A 22856-nucleotide genomic window follows, 5' to 3' on the forward strand; every position below is an offset into this window, starting at 1 on the left:
TGCTATGACGCAGTTTGCAACTTTAGACTGGATTGTACTCGCCATTTTTGCGGCAGCTTTAATTGGTATTATTGTTTGGGTATTTAAACAAAAGCAATCCAGTTCAGGAGATTATTTCCTGGCAGGAAGAGATGCCTCCTGGGTGGCCATCGGGGCTTCAATTTTTGCTTCTAATATTGGTTCTGAACATTTAATAGGGTTAGCAGGTGCTGGAGCATCCAGTGGTTTGGCTATGGCACACTGGGAAATTCAGGGTTGGATGATCCTTATATTAGGATGGGTTTTTGTACCATTCTATACGCGAAGTATGGTTACCACTATGCCCGAATTCCTTGAAAAACGCTACAATAAGGAGTCAAGATCAATATTATCTATCATTTCATTAGTGAGTTATGTGCTGACTAAGGTTGCTGTTACTGTATATGCAGGAGGATTAGTGTTTAAAGAGGTATTTGGGATTGAAACACTGTGGGGCATCGATTTCTTCTGGATTTCAGCAATAGGTTTGGTAATTCTGACTGCAGTTTATACCGTAGTAGGAGGTATGAAATCCGTACTTTATACATCGGTACTTCAAACACCAATTTTGCTGTTGGGCTCAATTATAATCGTAGTGTTGGGCTTGCAAGCTGTTGGCGGATGGGAAGAGGTGCTTAGAATTACCAGTGCCGTTCAAGTAAATGAATATGGCGATTCAATGACGAATCTTGTTCGAAGTAATAAAGATGAGAGTTTCCCTTGGTTGGGTGTGTTAATAGGCTCATCCGTGATTGGATTCTGGTACTGGTGTACGGACCAATATATTGTTCAAAGAGTATTGTCTGGTAAAGACGAAACACAAGCGAGACGAGGAACAATTTTTGGCGCTTACTTAAAATTAACACCTGTGTTCTTGTTTATGATTCCAGGTATGATTGCCTTTGCTATGGCGCAAAAAGGAGTAATTCTCAATGGAGAAGTATTTACACTATCGTCTTCTGATGCAGCTTTTCCGACTTTGGTTGCCAAGTTATTGCCAGCTGGTGTTAAGGGGTTAGTGGTGTGCGGAATTCTGGCAGCATTAATGAGTTCATTGGCCTCATTATTTAACTCATCGGCAATGCTATTTACAATTGACTTTTATAAGAAGTTTAAACCGGAAGCTTCTGAAAAGAAATTGTTAAGTGTAGGCAGAATGGCCACTGTTGTAATTGTTATACTTGGTATACTATGGATTCCAATTATGCGTAGCATAGGTGATGTTCTCTATACCTATTTGCAAGATGTGCAATCTGTTTTGGCACCTGGAATAGCGGCCGCATTTTTACTTGGAATACTTTCTTCCAAGCCAACTCCGCTTGGTGGAATGTGGGGGATGATTGCAGGTTTTATTATTGGAGTGTTTCGCTTAGGAGCTAAAGTATTTTATACAACCAAGGCTGGTAATGCTGGGTATGAAGATGTAAAACTTTGGGCCTCTGAGAATGGCATTGACAATTTCTTCTATAACTTATTTTATGACGTAAATTGGCTTTTCTTCTGTGGAGGCATGTTGGTGTTCAGTATGTTTGTCATCATCATTGTAAGTATGTTCACTAAATCTGCACCCGCTGCGCAAATTGCTGGATTGACTTTTGGATCTGCCACTGCAGAACAGAAAGCTGCTAGTCGCAAGAGTTGGAATAAATGGGATATAATCCATTCTGTTATTATTATTGGACTTACCGTATTATTCTACATTAATTTCTGGTAGGGAAGTATTTAGACGATTATGATATTGCTCAGCAAATTAAACTATATGGTTATCGAGATGGAGCACCTAAATTGATAAAAAAATAAATCGGTTGATGGATGACCTGAAATAGACTTTTAATAATGAAGGGTGTAATTTTTGATTTAGATGGAACCATGGTGGATAACATGATGATTCACCATAAAGCCTGGCAGGAGACCTTGAGTGAGCTAGGGCTTGAAATGAGTATTGAAGAAGTAATGGAAAGAGTGCATGGAATTAATGAAGAGATTCTTGCACGACTTTTTAAAGAGAGGTTCACATTTGAAGAGCGAACAGCTATTTCAGCCAAAAAGGAAAAAAGGTATAGAGAGCTATTTGCCCCTCAGCTTACCCTTTTAGATGGGCTACACGATTTCCTCCATGTCCTAAAAAGCAAAAAGATACCCATGGCGGTGGCCACTGCTGCACCAAAAATCAACATGGATTTCATAATTGATAATTTAGAAATACGATCCTTGTTTAAAGCTACGCTTCATGCTGGGCATGTTACCAAAGGCAAGCCTGATCCGGAAGTATTTCTGAAAGCAGCCCAGGCCATCAGGGTTGACCCCAAAGATTGTGTGGTGTTTGAGGATAGTCCAACTGGAGCCAAGGCTGCGGTAGCTGCTGGGTGCAGTTTAGTAGTGGTTACAACCACACACCAGCATGATGATTTTCAAGGTATTACTGTCGATAAATTTATATCCAACTACATAGACCTAAGCATCGGAGATATTTAATCCTGTCTTGGTAACATTTAGAAGCATCCCTTTTTGTAAGTTCTAATTAATCCTCTTTCAAAACATTAACAGGGTTCGCTAGTCCGGCCTGGATGGTTTTAGCACTTACAGTTATCATAGCAACTGCTAGTACGGCCAATATTGTGATGCCAAATACCATAGGGCTAATCTCAATGTGATAAGCAAATCCGTTTAGCCAATCATTTAGATAGTAAATTCCGATAGGCACTGAAACAACAAATCCGATTAGGATTAGCGCTGCAAACCTTTTTGACATGAGCTGCACTATTGAGTATATAGATGCCCCCAAAACTTTTCTGATACCAATTTCTTTCTTCCTCTTTTCTACATTATAAGAGACAATACCAAATAGGCCCAGGCATGCTATTATGATTGCCACCGTTGAAAAAATCGTGCTCATCAATAAAAGCCTGCTTTCTGACTCATACATTGTAGCTACATTTTCATCAATGAAAGCATAATCGAATGGTAAAGTTGAGTTTAAAATTGACCACTTAGATTCTGCAAAGTCAATGATCGTTTTGGCTTTCCCAGGTCTTGCATTTATTGTTAGATAGCTATGGGCAGCATTGGAAGGCACTCGATGAAAATGAATTATGGGCCTAACTTCATCGCGCATGGTTTCAAAATTGAAATTATCAATTACACCCACTACATTTATCCTATTGTTCCCAATCCTAATGGCTTTCCCCTCAATATCTTCAAAACCAAATGCTTCCATTGCAGATTTATTAAGCACAGCAGATTCTCTTTGATCCCCATAGGCATCATCATTAAAGTTTGAGCCTTGAATAATTTCTATTCCGTAGGTTTCAAAAAACTTAGCATCATGATATGTATATGCCATTCTCAATGGGTCGCCATCCCAGCCGTCAGGTCTTACAAAAAGATAGGAGTTAGTCCAGTCTGTGGGAATGTTTCTTGAGGTAGTAATTGAGATAACATCACTATGCTTGGCAATTTCATTTTTGAAGGTTTCAATTCTGGTAATGGTAGTGGAATCGCTGCTTTCAAAATCGCGAAGTGAAAGAGGGATAGCCACCTGATTATCTTTCTTAAAACCCATATCGGTGTTTTGCATAAAGCTGATTTGATCATTGATCACTAAAGTGCCTACAATTAGAAGTATGGATACTACAAACTGAAATGCAATCATTAAATCTCTGAGGTTGTTTTTGCCCATTGATTTATCAAAACTCCCTTTAAGCGAAGAAATAATTCCAAACCTGGAAATTAAGTAGGCTGGGTAAGCCCCGGACAGCATGCTTATAATCAAAGTAAGGCTCACTAAAACTGCAATAGTACTGAACTGATTGAAGCCAACAGCAAGCTGAAGATCAAAAGCGGAATTAATAAAAGGTAAGCATAGTGATACCAGTAGTATTGCTATTCCCATGCTGATAGAGGAAACAACCAAAGATTCACCTAAAAACTGTCTTGCTAATTGCTTCCTTGAGCTGCCAATCACTTTTTTAACTGCTACTTCTTTTGATCTACCTAAGGCGCTGCTGGCAAACAGGTTGATAAAGTTAATAGACGATATTAACAATATGCCAGCTGCAATGTATAACAAGATATATGCGATATCAGTATCGCCTATAATGGTGCTGTATACGTTGTGTAATGGTAACAATTTGAAATTGGTTCTATTTTGAACTTCTGCATCCCAAATGTTTTTGATTAAATCTGGAAATTTAGCCTCAAGTGATGCAGCATTGTTTGGATTATCGAGCTGTACATAAGTATGTAAAAATGAACCGCCCCAGTTATTCTCATAATCTGGGTATTCTGGTATTGTTTTTAGTGATATTAAATGGTCAATTTGAATGGATGAGTTGGTTGGAATAGGACGAAGTACACCTGTCACCTCATATACCCTTTCAAAGTCTATTCTTAAAGTTTTGCCTATAGGATCGGCATCACCAAAGTATTTTGTTGCCATTTCCTGAGATAAAATAATGGCATTTTTAATAGGAAAAGGGTTATTAACGTCACCTTTTATCAGGTCGAAGTCAAACATTTGAAAAAGAGATTCGTCTGAATAAGCTAAGCTACCTTCAAATCGCTCATCACCAATTTCAAATAAGCTGTTGTCTGTAAAAAAGCGAGTGGAGTTAATTGCTTCTGGGTATTCAGTAACTAGACGCTCACCCATTGGCACCCAGGTATCATAGGTGGCTTGAGTTTCATTAGGGGTAATCCGCTCTTTGTAAGCCATGAATATGGACTCTGACTTTTCATGATATTGGTCATAAGTCAGTTCGTGTGTGGAAAATGTGATAATAATAATCGTTGCTGCTAACCCAAGAGCCAGCCCGAAGATGTTTAAGAAGGTATAGAGTTTTTGACGTAGGAAACTTCTAAAGGTGATTTTGAGAAATGTTTGTAACATGAGTTTGAGTTTTTGACCATTGCTAAAATAGATAACGTGGCTCAAAAAAAATGGATTCAAACATCAGCTGTGGGATAGATGTAGTGAAGTGTGAAATAAGTGCATTGAATATTTTGATAACATTCAAGTTAATACTCTTGGTCTTACAACTATTTACAAAAGTGCTTTTTTTATAATCATCCTAAATTGCTAATTGCCAATTGTTAATTGATATTTGAATAATGATTGAATTACTCTGGTTAGCGGTAGGTATTGTTGTTGGCGGAATAGCTGCCTGGTTTATAGCTAAATTTAAGTTTTCAGGAAATAATGGCTCAGCATCTGAACTTAAGATGGAGCGTGAAAGGGTTGATGATCTTAAGAATCAAAATGTAGAGTTTAAAAAGGAGCTTGAAACTGAGCGCACAAAAGTTATAGAGCTTAATAATAGTCTGGCTGCTACCGAAGCTGATTACCGAAACCTTCAGGAGCGTTTAGCAGAGCAGAAGCAGGAGTTAAAAAGTCTTCAGGATCAATTTGCAGTACAGTTCAAAAACCTGGCAAATGAGATTTTTGAAGAAAAGACTAAGAAGTTCACTGACCAGAATAAAACTAACCTTTCTGAAATACTCAATCCGCTGAGAGAGAAGATTGGTGAGTTTGAGAAAAAGGTGGAACTAAGCAGTAAAGAGAATCTACAATATAGCACTGCCTTGAAAGAGCAACTTACTGGTTTGAAAGAACTAAATCGGCAGATGACCAAGGAGACTGAAAACCTGACAAAAGCCTTAAAAGGAGATAGCAAAGCTCAGGGCAATTGGGGAGAAATGCAAATAGAACTGATACTTGAAAAGGCAGGTTTGCAAAAGGATGTCCATTATTTTAAAGAGAAGAATTTCAAGACTGAAGATCAGCAAAATCAGCGGCCTGATTATATTATATTGATGCCTGATGACAAAGCTATTGTTTTGGATTCAAAGGTATCATTAACAGCCTATGCAAATTATTTTGATGCGGAACCAGATCGTCAGCCAGGGTTATTAAAACAGCACCTTGACAGTGTTAATGGCCATATCAAAATGCTTAGCGATAAGAAATATCAGAATATTCATGACATCAATCAACCTGATTATGTGATGATGTTTATTGCCAACGAGCCCGCTTTGACAGTTGCGCTTAAGGAAGATCAAGACCTGTATGAAAAGGCACTGGATAGAAATATAGTTTTGGTGAGCACCACAACGTTAATGGCCACGCTTAGAACCATTTCGTATATCTGGAAACAAGACCTGCAAAACAAAAATGCTATTGAGATTGCTCGTCAGGCCGGTGCGTTGTATGACAAGTTTGTAAACTTCTCTGAGGACTTAATAAAGATTGGTAAGAGTCTTGACCAAACAAAAGCCATTTATTCTGAAGCTTCTAAAAAGCTTTATGAAGGAAATGACAACCTTGTGAGAAAGACTGAAAGACTTAAGGAGCTTGGGGCAAAAGCGAGTAAATCTATTGCTCAAAAGCTACTAGATAAAGCTGAAGACTAGTCAACAGGTAGCACTCGTGTTTGCTTTATTTTATTAAGTACCATATGGCTATGAACCAACCCAATATTTTCTAGCTTGGCCAGTTTCTTATTTACAAAATCACCATAGTCATCCATATTCCTGACGAGCACTTTTAATAAAAAGTCAAATGAGCCTGCCAGATGGTAACATTCCAATACCTCATCAAATTTTTTGATATCTCCTTCAAATTGCTTTAAGAAGTCAGCTTTGTGAGACTCTAAGGTAACAGAGCAGAATACCTCAAGACCAAAGCCCATCTTTTTCTCATCAATATGGGCATGGTAGCCAGTAATTATCCCTTGCTGTTCAAGCCTTCTCAATCTGTCATAGATAGGTGTAATGCTCAGGCCTAATTCTCGGCTTAACTCTTTCATGGCAAGCTTGCCATTGTGCTGTAGTAAAGAGACTAATTTTCTATCAATTGAATCCATTGACTTATACTGTTTTGCTTTAAAATATATATAAATACAGTATATATCAACTGATATATAATTAAATATTAGTTGATATATCTGACTATGTGGCGATTAATATAAATAATTTACTAATTGAGGTATAAAATAGTATTGCTATGGATAAGAAAATGAGCCCCGAAAGTCTAATGATGTCATATGGTTACAAACCATCACTATCAGAAGGAGCAATTAAATCACCGATATTTCAAACCTCTACTTTTGCATTTGAAAGTGCTGAAGCAGGAAAGGCGTTTTTTGAGGTTGCCTACGGACTACGAGAGAAAAGTGAAGGGGAAGAGCTGGGATTGATTTATAGTAGGCTAAATAATCCGGATTTAGAAATTCTTGAAAACAGGTTGACTTTGTGGGATGAAGCCGAAGATGCTGCAGTTTTTGAAAGTGGAATGAGTGCCATTACAACAGCATTACTTCAGTTTTTATCTCCAGGTGACTTAATTCTACATAGTAATCCTATTTATGGCGGAACAGATCATTTTATTAAGCATGTTCTTCCAAGATTTCAAATTAATGTAATTGGGTTTGATCCATTAGAATCTGAAGAGAACATTATAGAAAAGATAGAAGCCAGTGGTAAAGCAGATAAACTTAAAATGGTTTATGTAGAAACCCCGGCAAATCCTACTAATCACCTGATTGATCTTGAACTGTGTCGAAGAGTAGCTGACCATTTCTCTAAAGAAGAAAAAGCGCTAGTTGTTGTTGATAATACCTACATGGGGCCATTGTGGCAGCACCCTTTAGCGTTTGGTGCTGACTTGGTTATATATTCAGCCACTAAATACATTGGAGGGCACAGCGATGTGATAGCAGGAGCTTGCCTCGGTTCAAAAGAACATATCGCTAAGATTAAGGAGATGCGAACTTTTCTGGGAAATATGGCTGGACCATGGACAGGATGGTTATTGCTGCGCAGTTTGGAAACTCTTAAAATTAGAATGGAAAAACAATCTGAAAATGCAGCTTATGTCTACAATGTAATTAAGGATCATCCAAAAGTTGAGCGCATTGGCTATTTAGGAGCCATTCCGAAGGGAACACCACAATATGAGATATTTAAAAAGCAATATTCTTCTGCCGGAGCTATGCTGTCGATCATATTAAAAGGTGGCGAAAAAGAGGCTTTTACATTTTTAAACAATCTAAAGCTGATAAAACTAGCAGTAAGTTTAGGTAGTACTGAGTCATTGGCTCAACATCCTGCGTCAATGACACATGCCGGTGTTGATAAAGATGAGAAACTTAAATATGGCATATTTGAAAGTTTGGTAAGGCTATCTGTAGGTGTAGAGAACCCTGATGATCTGGTTTGGGATATTAATCAGGCATTAGAAAAAGTTTAATAAACAGAGCAAGTTGTTTTTCTGTTTACAGTAGTTATTACCTTAGTGTCTTATGAAAGGAATATCTCTGAATGTAATACGGTTAAACAAGAAGTACAGGCTAAAGAACTTTGGAGATACCTATGAGTTTGAGGTTATGGAATTTTTAAGTAGCGAGAATTTCAAACTCAAAGACATCAATACATTAGAGTATTATGAATTTTCTGAACTTATCGCCTTTGGCAGAGGCAAGGACTTTGAGATAAGAGAGATTTAACTATTGCTGTTTTGCCCACTCTTTGGCATAATAGGTAAGAATTATATCAGCACCCGCTCGCTTTATAGATAATAAAACCTCCTTCATTATGGCATCTTTATCTAACCAACCTTTTTCGGCAGCGGCACAAACCATAGCGTACTCACCACTTACATTATAGGCAGCTATTGGTAGATCGTAATTATCTTTTAACTGCTTTATGATATCCAGATAAGATAATGCTGGTTTAACCATTAGAAAATCGGCACCTTCTTCTGTATCTAAATCTGCTTCAATTAGTGCCTCTTGACTGTTGGCAGGGTTCATCTGATAGGTTTTTTTATCACCACTTTTTGGAGCTGAATCCAGGGCATCTCTAAATGGTCCATAAAAGGCACTGGCGTATTTAGCCGTGTATGACATGATTGATACATTACTAAAACCACTTAAATCAAGTGCTTCCCTTATATAGCCAACACGCCCATCCATCATATCAGATGGGCCGATGATATCAACACCCATTTCAGCTTGAGAAACACCCATTTTTCCAAGTATCTCAAGTGTTTCATCATTTAATATATTACCATTTGCGTCAACCAGTCCGTCATGTCCGTCTGAGCTATAAGGGTCCATAGCTACATCTGTCATAATACAGGCTTCAGGAAACTCTTGTTTTACTCTTTTAAGTGCAGCCTGATAAAAGAAGTCATTCTGATAGCTTTTAGTAGCCGTTTTATCCTTGTGATGTTCTTCAACAACTGGGAAAATGTCAAAACTTTTGATTCCAAGTTTCATGCACTCCTCTATCTCTTTCAGCATTTTTTCAATGCCTAATCTATAGATTCCCGGCATAGAGTGTACTTCAGCTGTTTTATTAGGCGACTCTAGTAGAAATAATGGGTACATGAGGTTAGATTGGTGTAATCTGGTTTCCTGAACCATTTGTCTTATCGCTTCCGATTTCCGATTTCTTCTGGGTCTAATATTCATTTTTCATCAATTGTAATCCTTAAAGCAAATTTACTGATATTTTTGAGACTCATGTCTGTAAAATCTTTTGACCTTATAATTGTTGGCGCAGGTCCTGCTGGGTGCGCATGTGCGTATGCCTTAAGGCATGAACCTATCAAAATTGCTGTTATCGATAAAGATCAATTCCCGAGAGATAAGATATGTGGTGATGCGCTAAGTGCTGATGTGGTGAATCAACTGTTCAGAATGGATAAAGATCTTGGTGAACGATTTGAAAAGTTTTTTGATAAACAAGAGTCGCATGGTGTTCGGTTTTTTGCCCCGAATGGAAATAGATTGGATATTGATTTTTCAAATGAAAAACATGGTGGTGCGGCAGGTTATATTTCCAAAAGAGAGCATTTCGATAACTTCTTTTTTAATCAGATCAAAGATTTAGAGAATGTTGAAATATTTCTAAGCCAAAAGGCAGATCAAATTATTAGAGATAATGAGACCATAAAGGTATTTGTTGGTTCGGATGAATTACATGCACCTATTATTATAGGGGCTGATGGAGCACATTCTATTGTTAACAGGTGTCTAGGCGAAATCAAAGTTGAAAAAAATCATTATTGTGCAGGCTTAAGGCAATACTATGCAGGTGTTGAGGGGTTTCATCAAAAAGGTCATATTGAGCTTCATTTTATTAAGGATGTATTACCGGGTTATCTATGGATATTTCCATTACCCAATGGAGAGGCCAATGTTGGTCTGGGAATGTTGTCAAGTGAGGTGAGCAAGAAAAAGGTGAATTTGAAAGCTAAATTGGATCAACTGGTAAGCAACCACCCATTACTTCAAGGAAGGTTTAAGAATGCCAGGGCTTTAGAATCAGTTAAAGGATACGGTCTTCCCATTGGCTCAAAAAAAAGGCCAATATCAGGAGATCGATTTTTACTGTTAGGCGATGCCGCAAGTTTAATAGATCCTTTTACTGGAGAAGGAATTGGCAATGCCATCAGAAGTGGAAGACTTGCAGCCGAGCATATTATCAACTGCATTAAGTCAAAACGATTTGATGCTTCTTATAATAAGGGCTATGAAAAGGTTGTCTATCACAAAATGTGGAATGAACTTCGGTTGAGTAGAGGACTTCAAAAACTGTTAAGGTTTCCAAGGCTGTTCAACTTTGTGGTGAGAAAGGCTAATAAGAATCAATCTGTGAAATTGCTATTAACTTCAATGCTAGATAACGTAGACCTGAAAAAGGAATTAGTAAAACCCTCATTCTATCTGAAGTTATTGTTCAGTTGATGTTCTAAACCTTAGCAAATGGTTATGCCGGCAATAGTTCCAGAGGAATATTATCGGGGTTATACCCTTTAGGAAATCTTGTTATACAAAACTGCAACCCGTATATGGTCACAAAAACTCCGAATACAGAAGGTACAATGAAATAGAATGGATTTGAGTTAAAAGTTATAATGCTGGCAATACATGCAGTTAAAATCAATGCAATAATTGCTACACGCTTTAAGTATCTGGCAGGAGTAGTCCCAAATTTAAATTCAGCGGCCTTATTTGACTTTATGTGCATGTGCAGCACCCTTACAAAAGAGTTGTAATGATGGGACTGCTCAATAAACAGGCCGTTTTGATCGAAATTTTTGCTTGTAATATAAATGGGCTTCTTGTCAACGATATTAACTGTACATGAATATTCACCCGGTGCAATAAACCCTTCTGGGTTGTTTAGCCACACACGAGTAATGTCGCTATACTTATAATTATAAGTAGCTCCATCTATTACAATTTTAAATCCATTTTCACCTAAAACCATTTGTGTTAAATGGTCTTTAGGTGAGTTTTTAAACGCGTAATCCATAATTATGATACAATATATATAATTATTTGGAGAAATCCGTAATGGTTTTTTCAATAATATCGCAGCATTCATGAAGTTGGGCCTCTGTCATAACCAATGGAGGGGCAAATCTTATGATATTTCCATGTGTTGGTTTAGCAAGAAGTCCATTTTCTTTTAGTGCCACACAAAGATCCCATGCAGTTGAGCTGTCCGGTGAGTCGTTAATAACAATGGCATTAAGAAGGCCTTTACCTCTAACTAATTTTATAAGGTCTGAAGTGGCAATGAATTTCTCCATGCGCTCTCTGAAAATGTTGCCAAGCTTTCTTGCATTTTGAATAAGATTTTCATCATAAATAACGTCAAGCGCTGCCATAGCAACTTTAGCACCGAGTGGGTTTCCTCCAAAAGTACTTCCGTGCTGGCCTGGTTTTATCACATTCATTATACCATCATCAGCCAATACTGCAGAAACTGGGAACACACCACCAGAAATCGCTTTACCTAAAATGAGCATATCAGGTCTGGTATAAGTAGCTTGCTGCTCACATTTGTTTTCACAGCTACAATCGCCACATACTCTTAATAGCCCACCAGTTCTGGCAATACCTGTCTGAATCTCATCTGCAATAAAAAGAGCATCAGCATCTTTGCATAATGCCGCAGCCTTTTTAATAAAACCTTCATCCGGAACAAAAACCCCAGCTTCGCCCTGAATAGGCTCAATTAATAAACCAGCAACGTTTTCTTCCTTCAAAGCAGTCTCGAGTGCTGCCAGGTCATTATAAGGTATCTTTATAAAGCCGGGAGTATAAGGCCCAAAATTCTTTCTTGCATCTTCATCATTAGAAAAAGAAACGATGGTTGTTGTTCTTCCATGGAAGTTTCCTTCACATACTATAATCTTAGCTTCGTTTTCTGGAATTCCTTTTTTCTCATAGGCCCACTTTCTACAGATCTTGATGGCAGTTTCTACCGCCTCAGCTCCGGTATTCATCGGTAGCACCTTGTCGAACTTGAAATATTCAGTTATGTATTTTTCATAAGGACCTAAAACGTCATTATAAAAGGCACGAGATGTTAATGTCAATGTTTCAGCTTGGTCTTTAAGTGCCCCTACTATTTTTGGGTGACAATGACCTTGGTTAACTGCACTATATGCTGAAAGGAAATCGAAGTACTTCTTGCCTTCAACATCCCAAACATATACACCTTCGCCTTTGGCCAAAACTACTGGCAGTGGGTGGTAGTTATGCGCGCCATGCTTATCTTCTAAGTCAATAGCATCTTGAGAAGTGAATTTTTGATTAATGATAGCTTCCATAATTAAAAGGATTAAAGATTGAACATCACTACTCGTCTCGGAGAGTAGCCATCCTTTCCTCATTCATTAAGCGGGAGAGAAATCATCCGATTGTCAAAATTAAGAAAATACAATCAAAAAGGGCTTTATAGTATGGACAAAAAGAAGGAAGATAGGCCAATAGATATTTTGGGCAAATACAGCACTAATTTTCATGAAAGGTGTTTACTTATATAAGTTGAAAATTTTGTTGGGATTGAAATGATGAAAAAGGTTAAATAATATTTAAAATCAATGTTTGGCAATTAAAATACTTTTTGTGATATTTGCAGACCCAAAATAAAAAGAGGATTTAATTTAATATTAATAACGATGTCACGAGTTTGCCAGATCACAGGGAAGAAACCTCAAGTAGGAAACAATGTTTCTCACGCAAACAATAAAACCAAAAGAAGGTTTGATATAAATCTCCAGAAGAAGAGATTTTATATCCCTGAAGAGGATAAGTGGGTTACACTTAAAGTAACTACTTCTGCGTTGAGAACTATCAACAAAAATGGCATTAGTGCTGTATTGAAAAAGGCAAGAGCTAACGGTAACACATTAGTATAACCCTAGCTTATAAAATAATATATCATGGCTAAGAAAGGTAATAGAATTCAAGTAATTATGGAGTGCACTGAGCACAAAGCCAGCGGCTTGCCAGGAACTTCTAGGTACATTACTACTAAGAACAGAAAAAACACTACTGATAGATTGGAATTGAAAAAATACAATCCTATCATGAAGAAAATGACTATTCACAAAGAAATTAAATAATCATGGCAAAGAAAGTAGTAGCATCACTCCAGAAAGGTGAAGGTAAAAATTTCGCGAAAGTGATTAGAGCAATAAAGTCTGACAAGACTGGAGCTTATACTTTCAAAGAAGAAATGGTGACTCTTGATAAAATTCAGGAAACACTAGCAAAAAACTAAGTAATACATTTTAAAATATGTGTTATAAAAAAGTCCCTTGTGGGACTTTTTTGTTTTATTTGAATATCCACCCAACTCAAACACGTTCATGGCATTATTCGGAGGTTTATTTTCAAAGGAAAAAAAAGAGTCTCTAGATAAAGGTCTTGAGAAGACTAAAGAAAGTTTATTTACTAAACTCGGCAAAGCCGTTGTAGGTAAATCAAAGGTAGATGATGAAGTTCTTGATGAACTTGAGGAGGTATTGATTACTTCTGATGTGGGTGTTGACACAACGATTAAAATAATTCAGCGAATTGAAGAGCGTGTTGCGCGGGATAAATATCTTGGTGTTGATGAGCTTGATAAGATTCTGAAAGAAGAAATTGCCGCTCTTCTTTCTGAAAATAATACGCAAGACCTTGCAGAATTTTCTATTCCTACTGGAGCCAAACCATATGTTATCATGGTAGTTGGGGTCAATGGAGTAGGTAAAACCACTACTATTGGGAAGCTTTCTGCTCAATTTAAAAAAGCCGGGTACAATGTTGTTTTAGGAGCTGCTGATACATTTAGAGCAGCTGCTGTTGATCAATTAATACTCTGGGGAGAAAGAGTAGGAGTTCCGGTGATATCTAAAGGCATGAATACCGATCCATCGGCTGTGGCATTTGAAGCTGTGGAGTACGGAGTTAAAAACAATGCAGATGTAGTTATTATAGATACTGCAGGCAGGTTACATAATAAGGTTAACCTTATGAACGAGTTAACTAAGATCAAGAGAGTGATGCAGAAGTTTGTAGAAACTGCCCCTCATGATGTGATGCTAGTATTGGATGGCAGCACAGGCCAAAATGCCATGATCCAGGCAAAGGAATTCACCAAAGCAACTGAAGTGACTTCACTGGCCATTACAAAGCTTGATGGTACAGCTAAAGGCGGTGTTGTCATTGGCATATCAGATGCCTTCAAAATCCCTGTTCGTTACATTGGGGTAGGCGAAAAAGTAGATGACTTACAAGTCTTCAATAAAGGAGAGTTTGTGGATTCTTTGTTTAAGAAATAATTATTCTAGCTCAGTTAGAAACTGAAATTCCTCAAACCACTGACTAACAGCTTCTTAGCTACTTATTTTATTTCAATCTCCTCTTATAATATTCTTTCAATAATAAAAACATTATACTTTTTAAGTATTTAAGGATAAAATTATCTTTGTAGGCTATGAGAAAGCTTGCGTTTTTAATTTTAGCCCTATTATCATCTTATTACGGACACACTCAGAGTAACGACTGTGAAACCGCTATTCTTGCTTCGATTGGTGTGAATTACACACCGACTGCTCCATACTATTTTACCTATACTTCCACTCAAAGGGAGGCACTAACCATATCGACAGCAGGTACAGGTCGCGACACCCACCTTAAAGTTTACGATGAATGCGGGGGAATTGTACTTGCTGAAAATGATGACATAGACATTGGAGCAGCAATCTATCAATCTGAATTAACCATTGAATTATCCTTAGGCCAAACGATTAAGATTGAATGGCTTGACACATGGGAGAGTGTACCATTTGAATTTCAAATGTATCAGTTGCCATATTCAGTTGTTTCTGAGTCAGACTCATTAGCTTTAGTTGCTCTCTACAATAGTACTAATGGTTCAAACTGGAATAAAAAGACCAACTGGCTAACTTCACCTGTTTCTTATTGGTATGGTATTACTGCTGAGGATGGCGGTGTGACTGAGATAAACTTAAAAGACAATGGTTTGTCTGGAGCATTGCCTGCAGAGTTAGCCAATATTTCTACACTACAAAGTCTTGTAATTGATGGTAATGAGCTAGATGGGCTATCAGATCTTACTTCCTTACCTGTCCTATCTGAATTTAGTATATCCGATAATTATTTAACATTTGAAGATTTTGAATTAAACGCTTCTGTAATTACATCAAATACTTCTCAGAAGCCCTTTGGCGAAATAGGTTTCAGGACTTTAAACCTGGGTGATAATATCACATTGAATCCGAGCTGGGCAGATGCATCTTCAAATAATGTCTTGCAGTGGGAAAAGAATTCTGAAAATATTAATGCTGCAAATGCACCTACCTACAATATTCCAAGTTTATCAAGCTCAGATGAGGGTGTTTATATTTTAAAGGTAACAAATTCTGATTTTCCTTCAGTAGTGTTAAAGAGCAACCCGATCACTTTATCGTTGCCTTTATTAGAAACAGATTCATTAGCATTAGTTGCACTTTACAATGCAACGGGGGGACAATATTGGGAAAATAATGCCAATTGGCTCAATGACCCTGTTAATACATGGTATGGTATCAAGCTAAAAGGCGGGAGAGTATCCGAAATTTTGCTTCCAAATAATAACCTATATGGATTTTTACCAGATCAGTTGTGGCAGTTGACTGCATTAGAGGCACTTGATATCTCAAATAGTTCTTTTTTTGAAGAAGGCAAAGAAGAATATGACGGCATGTCACTGCCTCCAGAAATTGCCATGCTCTCTAATTTAAAGCATTTAAATCTTAGTTCTATTTATCTAAGAGGTTCTTTACCAGCTGAGTTAGGAAGTTTGACGAAACTGGAGTATCTCAATTTGGGTGATGGGTTATCGCGGACTATTGTCTACAGCAATGAAAATAGATTAGACCTTCCATTGCCAAGTGAGTTTGGAAATTTGATCAATTTAAAAACATTGAGCCTATCGGGTATTAGAGATGTTAAGAGCAATAGTGCTTTTCCAGAAATAATAATGTCTTTGACAAATTTGGAGACACTAAGAATGTATTTTAATCCATTTGCTGACTCTTTACCGTCCAGTATTGAAAATTTAACCAACCTAAAACATCTTAAAATTGATATACCCTTGACTGAAAGCCTAAAGAACTTAAGTCTCACTACCTTAGATATATCTTATAATCCCAATTGGGGAATAGATTTGACAACACTAACTAATGTGGAAGAACTTGTATTTAGAAGCAGTAAATTGGATAGCTTGCCTTCATTGCCTCCATCTTTAAAGTCACTAGATATTGGTGATAATAGGTTCTATGATATTCCGGATTTATCGGGTTCAGCAATAGAAAGCCTGATTATTGACCTTAACTATTTAGAGTTTGATGATCTCGAGTCGGGTGCTCCTGAAGGCATTAATGAATTTGTATATGTTCCTCAAAAGGAATTTGGTTCCATTCAGGAAAGGTATGTGCATCTTGGAGATGCTTTCACTTTTAGTTTTGATGTACCAGGCTCAGCCAATAGTTATAGAATAAGGGGGGAAGAGATTCTTGGCCCAGAGTATTCTGTTGAGCCGGTAACCCTTAATGATGATGGGGATTACCAGCTAACAGTGACAAATTCATTAGTCCCTGATCTTGTGCTTAAAAGCGCACCCGCGCTTGCATTTATTTTACCCGACCTACCTATAGAAGGAGAACTTTTTGATAGAGTAGATGGTGGAGATCTTACTCAATACGGCAAGGACCTCCAGCTTAATTATGGTGGTCAATGGGCAGATATTGATAATGATGGTTTTGAAGATGTGATTGTTACTAATTATGCAGCAAATCATCCCATAAGATCATATATGTTTAAAAATGATGGCAATGGTAAATTTTCCAAGGTCAATTCAAATAATTATGGGTTTGCATCAGGAAGGAATGCAGCATTCGGTGATTATAATAATGATGGTTTCATTGACTATTTTTCACCCAATCTTCTAATCGAACCTTCAGTTACTTTTCCAACAGATACTTTAGTTTATGCTTCAATTCAAAAGAATAATGGAGACGGCACTTTTTCCCCTATTTACCTTAATGATGATGTTGCCTTAAAGTCAGGTACCTGGTTAGATGTAGATAATGATGGAGATTTGGACTTATTAGTCTTAACCTATGAAGGAAATTATTTGTACATTAATGAAGGCAATGATTCTTTTAGAAAGGACACAAATACTTTTCCAATAGGAGGTAGTTGGACCCCAGTTGCCTTAGATATCAATAATGATGGTGCTATTGATGTTTTTATTTTAGACGGGGTTGCGCAGGATCTTTTTAAGATTCGCATGCCATATCTTAATAATGGAGATGGCATATTTGTCCTTGATGAAACAATTGTAGCCTCGGATACCAGCAAATATAATCGGGGTATTTCCTTTGCAGACATTGATAATGATGGTGATTATGATGCATATCTGGCAAGTCAGCCTTCTGTCTCTCAATCTGAAAGTAGATTTTATATTAACGATGGTACCGGTAATTTTACTGTTTTGCCTTCCATAGATGTACTTGGAGAGATTGTAAAAGGTGGGCGAGGGAGTGCTTTTGGTGATTACGACAATGATGGTTTGGTTGATTTGCTAATAGGAAAGCAAGCGTCTGGTGGTGCTGAATGGGCACTTTATAAAAACAATGGTGATCATACCTTTACAAAGCAAGTAAATTCATCATTTGGGGAAGGAAGCGGTTTTGGGGGAGTCTCGATGGTTGACTACGATAATGACGGATTTCTTGATATACTAACAGCCACTTGGGGATTGGATTATAATGGACTGTACCATAATAAAGGTAACGCAAACAATTGGCTTCAAATAAAGCTGGAAGGTACTATTTCCAACAGAAGTGCTGTAGGTGCAAAGGTTGATGTGTACACTCCAGATGGGAAGAGAAACCATCAGCAAATACTAACTACCAATGGCTTCGCTAATCAAAACTCTCTAACCGCACAGGTAGGTCTTGGTACAAATACGGCCATAGACTCGGTAGTAATCAACTGGCCATCCGGCATAAAACAGAAGATTACAGAGCTTGAGATAAATAAGCGATTGACTATTAAAGAGCATAGCTTTGAGGCAGACTCTTTAGCACTTGTTGCATTGTATAATGCAACTTCTGGGGACAACTGGAATAGAAATAACAACTGGTTGGAAGCACCAGTAGCATCCTGGGCAGGAGTTTCTATAAAAAATCAAGCTGTAAATGGAGTAGTTCTTCCAAGTAATAATCTTGATGGAGAAATTCCCGAGGACTTTACAAGTATGACTGAGCTGGAAAGTTTAAACTTAGCAGATAATAAGTTAACTGGTGTACCAGATTTAACAAGTCTCACCCAACTCAATTCAATCAAACTAGACAGTAATTATTTAGATTTTGGAGATTTAGAGCCAATAGTAGCCCTGCCTGGTCTGACATATGATAATCAATTCAGTTTTGATTCTCCTTTAGACACATTAATCGATGAAGGTAAAAGCCTTGCCTTATCATTCATTGTTGGAGGTTCTAGTAATCAGTATCAATGGTATAAAGATAATGTGATACTGTCAGATAGCACTAGAAGTGAAATCTACTTTAATACTATAGGATCAGAGAATGAAGGGGAGTATTATGCGGAAGTTAGCAGTTCTAAAGTTCCGGATTTGGTTATTACCTCAGCTATTAGAAAGCTGATGGTAAACTATGATGTGGGAAGTGACTCTTTAGCATTAGTTGCTTTATACAATTCTACTAATGGAGTCAACTGGAATAAAAATAATAATTGGTTAATGAATCCGGTTTCTTCGTGGGAAGGAGTTGCTATTAAAGATGGCCATGTTAGAACTCTGAATTTGCCTAAAAACAACCTTGATGGTGATATCTCAGAAGAATTTTTGACTATGACAGAACTTGAGCAGGTGGATTTTTCTGATAATAAAATAACAGGTGTTCCAAATGTTACAGGCCTATTGAAATTGAGTTCTATTAAACTCGATAGTAACTATTTAGACTTTGCTGATTTGGAAAGTATAGCAGCTATGCCAGGTCTGACTTACAGTAATCAATTCATGCTAGACACTCCAATAGACACCATAGTCAATGAAGGGAGTGTTCTCTCACTATCTTTTAATGTTGAAGGCTCAAGTAATGAATATCAATGGTTTAAGAATGATGTGATTCTTGCTGATAGCATCAGAAATGAGCTTTATTTTAATGGAATTGACGAAATTAATGACGGAGAGTATTATGTTGAAGCCACCAATGTGAAAGTGCCAGGTTTAATACTTACTTCTGCAACCAGAAAGGTAATAGTTGAATCAATTTTAGGACTTGATGAAGCAAGTAATCTTGTGTTTTTACCTTATCCTAACCCCGCAACAGACAAGATACATATCCAATGGGACTCTGAAGATGAAGAGCTTCATATGATAATTTATAATAAGTCTGGAACGAAAATTTCAGACCAAACCATTGCTAAAGATCAGGCGCATGTGGATGTCAGTAACCTGAATGCAGGAAGCTACATAGTGACCTTAGGATCAACGGGCGGCAATGTTAAAGGTACCTATAGAATTGTAATTCAGAGGTAAGTGATTGCCGTGACTTCATTTCTTTAAATACAGAACGGAAAGCATATTTATGGAGGTTGCTCATTAGATTTAACTCACAAAATACCCGCTACTAGGTATTTCCTAAAATTTTAATAATTATGACATTGCATATTCAATAATATGAATGTGTCAATCAATCGGTTCGAGCTATTTATCTTAATCATGACGATCATCTTGCTGATAGTCTAATTTTTCAGCAGTCGTAGTATAGCGGGAAATGTAATTTTAGAAAGCAAAAATTCACAGGTGTTGGTTTTAGGGAGGTAAGTGTCGAGGCTTAGCTCCCTATTTTATTTCTTCTATTTTATCCTTCTTGAAAGGAACTCTAAAAATCAGCCAATACTCCAGACCCCAAGCTGATTCACGTGTGGCAGCACCATAACCTGGGATCCAGTGAGGAGCTAATGCATTATTATCATAGTTATCATTTACCCTAAACTTAAAACGTGCTGTATACCCTGACCATACATATTTCGTCAAACGCACCTTTAATCCAGTGGTGATCTCAAACCAGTTACTTTTTAATTCAGCGTTTGAGGCACGTTTAGAATTATCTCCATAAACCGGATTAGTATAATCATAGACTATATAGTCTGAATATTTAGATCTGGCATATCTAAGCCCTATGAAAAGCGCATTCTTTTTCGGGTCTTTATGGAAGAAATTTACATCGGGGCCTATTTTAATAAAGGTACCTTCATTATAATATTCTGACGCTGGCGCAATCCAGTATCTTTCAAATTTTCCGTATTCAAAATTTAGAAAATATCTGTAAATATCTATATCTGCACTAAACTTCCATTGCCTTACATCTGCTTGAGTCAAAGCTCTAATACCATTTTTTTGAACGCCTTGGCCAAAGCTAACCAGGTCAATACCTACTCGTAGCCCGGTGGGTTTAAATTTAGAAGGGGCTTTCTGTATCGAATCTTTTTGAACCGGTTTAGCTACTGATGCGCTATCTATTTTACTTTCGGTTGATTGACCAAAAGACATCAGCGAAGCCTGAACAAATAAGATACTAATTAAAAATCTTAACATTTTCTGTTACTACGTTAGACTCACCTAATGTTATTTGTAAAGATCTATTAACAAATCTTATTGAATCGAAGTCGTTTCTCACCTTTCTTAAATTTTCAATCATTATTTCTGCTCCGCATTCTTCAGAAATCAATCGGGTCACGGTGTTGTAACTTATAATTAGAGTATCAACTCCAAACTCTGTATCGAAAACAGCCGCTATGCTTGTATCTGATGGGTTAATAGGGAGTAGCACATTATTTGTTGACTCAATATTTTCAAGTAAGGCGGCCTCAATACCAACTACTTGTAGTTTATTTACTCTAATAGCCATTGCATCACCGGTATTTATATCATAAAACCCAATACCCATTGTAGTACTTGCCAGACGAATACAATCTGGATCATTACATCCTACCAAGAATAGATAGGCTAAAAACAAAATTCCGGTTATTTTTCTCATTAAGTGGCTGCAAATATAACTATCCCTCGGTCAACCAAGAAGCAATTTTATTTTTCTTAATTTTGCTCCTTAAACACCACTGATTTTGAAAACCAAGGGAAGAAAAAAGGACAAGGTAAATATTGTAACGTTAGGTTGCTCAAAAAATATTGTTGATTCAGAAGTAATGTTGACACAGCTACGTGGCAACAAAATTGATACCACTCATGAATCTGCTGAGGATGATGCTAATATTGTAATTGTAAACACCTGTGGTTTTATTGATAATGCTAAACAGGAGTCTATAGATACCATTCTCAGATATGCTGACGCTAAGAGCGAAGGTCTAATTGATAAATTATATGTTACTGGTTGCTTGTCTCAGCGGTATAAAGATGATTTGGAAAAGGAAATACCATTGGTTGACTCTTTTTTCGGTACAATGGAATTGCCGTTGTTGTTGAAAAAATTTAAGGCTGACTATAAAAAGGAATTAGTTGGAGAGAGGATTTTAACAACATCAAACCATTATGCCTATCTTAAAATTGCAGAGGGATGTGATAGACCATGCTCGTTTTGCGCTATACCTATTATGCGCGGTAAACACATTTCAAAACCTATCGAAGATCTTGTGTTAGAAGCTCAAAATTTGGCTAAAAATGGAACTAAGGAGCTTCTTTTAATTGCTCAGGACTCCACATACTACGGCCTTGATATCTATAAAAAAAGAAACCTTGCAGAGCTTTTGTCAAAGCTTTCTGATGTTGAAGGTATAGAGTGGATAAGACTTCATTATGCTTTTCCTACTGGCTTCCCGCTTGATATTTTGGATGTAATGGCCGAGCGAGACAATATCTGCAATTATCTGGATATGCCGCTCCAGCACGGATCTACCAATATGCTTAAGGCTATGCGAAGAGGAACAACCAGAGAGAAGCAGGAGGAGCTAATTCAAACGATAAGAGAAAAGGTGCCGGGTATTGCACTGAGGACAACTTTAATTTCGGGTTACCCGGGTGAATCAGAGCAAGACTTTCAGGAGATGTATGACTTTGTGGAGCGATCCAGATTTGAGAGATTGGGAATTTTCAACTACTCACATGAAGAAAACACCCATGCATATAATTTTACAGATGATGTACCTGATTCTGTGAAACAAGAAAGAGCCAATGCCGTTATGGACTTACAGGAAAAAATTTCCCTGGAAATCAACGAGGCGAAAATTGGCAAAACTTTCAAAACCTTAATAGATAGAGCAGAAAGTGGAACTTTTATTGGCAGAACCGAATTTGATTCACCAGAAGTTGATAATGAAGTAATTATTGAATCAGATGATAATTACCTGAGGTTGGGAGATTTTGTTAATGTGAAAATTAACGATGCCACTGAGTTTGATTTGTATGGCGATGTGGTGAAATAAATTTAAATAATAGATTAT

19 protein-coding genes are annotated in these 22856 nt (G+C 37.3%); 12 read left to right on the forward strand and 7 right to left on the reverse strand.

What is annotated here, in order from left to right:
- Positions 1-4 precede the first annotated feature (4 nt).
- Positions 5-1732 (forward strand): sodium:solute symporter, encoded by a 1728-nt coding sequence (locus tag E1140_RS19805; RefSeq protein WP_155188270.1) that lies wholly within the window; start codon positions 5-7, stop codon positions 1730-1732.
- A gap of 122 nt (positions 1733-1854) precedes the next feature.
- A complete protein-coding gene (locus E1140_RS19810) occupies positions 1855-2493 on the forward strand; it encodes an HAD family hydrolase (RefSeq protein ID WP_155188272.1) in 639 nt (212 codons plus the stop codon).
- A 46-nt stretch (positions 2494-2539) separates the two neighbouring features.
- Here E1140_RS19810 and E1140_RS19815 read toward each other — a convergent pair whose 3' ends face one another.
- The gene (locus tag E1140_RS19815) at positions 2540-4906 is read right to left on the reverse strand and encodes an ABC transporter permease (RefSeq protein ID WP_155188274.1); all 2367 of its coding nucleotides are present in this window, start codon (positions 4904-4906) and stop codon (positions 2540-2542) included.
- A 221-nt stretch (positions 4907-5127) separates the two neighbouring features.
- Between E1140_RS19815 and E1140_RS19820 the strand changes: the two genes are divergently transcribed.
- Complete coding sequence (locus E1140_RS19820; RefSeq protein WP_155188276.1) at positions 5128-6426, forward strand: DNA recombination protein RmuC; 1299 nt, start codon at positions 5128-5130, stop codon at positions 6424-6426.
- Here the strand turns inward: E1140_RS19820 and E1140_RS19825 are convergent.
- On the reverse strand, positions 6423-6878 hold the full coding sequence (locus E1140_RS19825; RefSeq protein WP_155188278.1) for an Lrp/AsnC family transcriptional regulator: 456 nt from the start codon (positions 6876-6878) through the stop codon (positions 6423-6425). The genes E1140_RS19820 and E1140_RS19825 overlap by 4 nt on opposite strands.
- 140 nt (positions 6879-7018) lie before the next feature.
- On the opposite strand from E1140_RS19825, the gene E1140_RS19830 reads away from it, so the two are divergent.
- Both E1140_RS19830 and E1140_RS19835 read left to right on the forward strand, forming a co-directional pair.
- Entirely contained in the window at positions 7019-8263 is a 1245-nt protein-coding gene (locus tag E1140_RS19830) for a cystathionine gamma-synthase family protein (RefSeq protein ID WP_155188280.1), read from the forward strand.
- A gap of 52 nt (positions 8264-8315) precedes the next feature.
- A complete protein-coding gene (locus tag E1140_RS19835; protein WP_155188282.1) occupies positions 8316-8519 on the forward strand; it encodes a hypothetical protein in 204 nt (67 codons plus the stop codon).
- Here the strand turns inward: E1140_RS19835 and hemB are convergent, their stop codons facing one another.
- On the reverse strand, positions 8520-9488 hold the full coding sequence (gene hemB, locus E1140_RS19840) for a porphobilinogen synthase (RefSeq protein ID WP_155188284.1): 969 nt from the start codon (positions 9486-9488) through the stop codon (positions 8520-8522).
- Between the two features lie 51 nt (positions 9489-9539).
- Between hemB and E1140_RS19845 the strand changes: the two genes are divergently transcribed.
- Positions 9540-10766 (forward strand): NAD(P)/FAD-dependent oxidoreductase, encoded by a 1227-nt coding sequence (locus E1140_RS19845; RefSeq protein ID WP_155188286.1) that lies wholly within the window; start codon positions 9540-9542, stop codon positions 10764-10766.
- A gap of 22 nt (positions 10767-10788) precedes the next feature.
- On the opposite strand, the gene E1140_RS19850 is transcribed toward E1140_RS19845, so the two are convergent.
- Together E1140_RS19850 and rocD are read right to left on the reverse strand one after the other, a co-directional pair.
- Positions 10789-11337, reverse strand: coding sequence for a hypothetical protein (locus tag E1140_RS19850; protein WP_155188288.1), 549 nt, complete (start codon positions 11335-11337; stop codon positions 10789-10791).
- 22 nt (positions 11338-11359) lie between these two features.
- Positions 11360-12643: an ornithine--oxo-acid transaminase gene (gene rocD / locus E1140_RS19855; protein ID WP_155188290.1), complete on the reverse strand. Its 1284-nt coding sequence runs from the start codon at positions 12641-12643 to the stop codon at positions 11360-11362.
- Positions 12644-12994: 351 nt separating this feature from the next.
- Here rocD and rpmB point away from each other — a divergent pair, with 351 nt between their 5' ends.
- From rpmB to E1140_RS19880, 5 genes are all read left to right on the forward strand, one after another.
- On the forward strand, positions 12995-13234 hold the full coding sequence (rpmB, locus tag E1140_RS19860; RefSeq protein WP_155188292.1) for a 50S ribosomal protein L28: 240 nt from the start codon (positions 12995-12997) through the stop codon (positions 13232-13234).
- 24 nt (positions 13235-13258) lie between these two features.
- Entirely contained in the window at positions 13259-13441 is a 183-nt protein-coding gene (rpmG, locus tag E1140_RS19865; protein WP_155188294.1) for a 50S ribosomal protein L33, read from the forward strand.
- A gap of 2 nt (positions 13442-13443) precedes the next feature.
- Positions 13444-13599 carry a DUF4295 domain-containing protein gene (locus tag E1140_RS19870; RefSeq protein ID WP_155188296.1) on the forward strand — a complete coding sequence of 52 codons (156 nt, stop codon included), beginning with the start codon at positions 13444-13446 and terminating at the stop codon, positions 13597-13599.
- A gap of 88 nt (positions 13600-13687) precedes the next feature.
- Complete coding sequence (gene ftsY, locus E1140_RS19875) at positions 13688-14644, forward strand: signal recognition particle-docking protein FtsY (protein ID WP_155188298.1); 957 nt, start codon at positions 13688-13690, stop codon at positions 14642-14644.
- Between the two features lie 155 nt (positions 14645-14799).
- Complete coding sequence (locus E1140_RS19880) at positions 14800-19935, forward strand: FG-GAP-like repeat-containing protein (RefSeq protein WP_155188300.1); 5136 nt, start codon at positions 14800-14802, stop codon at positions 19933-19935.
- 306 nt (positions 19936-20241) lie between these two features.
- Here the strand turns inward: E1140_RS19880 and E1140_RS19885 are convergent, their stop codons facing one another.
- Positions 20242-20997: a DUF6048 family protein gene (locus E1140_RS19885; RefSeq protein WP_155188302.1), complete on the reverse strand. Its 756-nt coding sequence runs from the start codon at positions 20995-20997 to the stop codon at positions 20242-20244.
- Positions 20978-21439 carry a DUF6452 family protein gene (locus E1140_RS19890; RefSeq protein WP_155188304.1) on the reverse strand — a complete coding sequence of 154 codons (462 nt, stop codon included), beginning with the start codon at positions 21437-21439 and terminating at the stop codon, positions 20978-20980. Before E1140_RS19890 ends, E1140_RS19885 begins: the two co-directional genes overlap by 20 nt.
- Before the next feature lie 85 nt (positions 21440-21524).
- On the opposite strand from E1140_RS19890, the gene rimO reads away from it, so the two are divergent.
- Entirely contained in the window at positions 21525-22838 is a 1314-nt protein-coding gene (gene rimO, locus E1140_RS19895) for a 30S ribosomal protein S12 methylthiotransferase RimO (protein WP_155188306.1), read from the forward strand.
- Positions 22839-22856: the final 18 nt, after the last annotated feature.

The sequence above is a fragment of the Fulvivirga lutimaris genome (genome assembly GCF_009711525.1).
Taxonomy (GTDB): domain Bacteria; phylum Bacteroidota; class Bacteroidia; order Cytophagales; family Cyclobacteriaceae; genus Fulvivirga; species Fulvivirga lutimaris.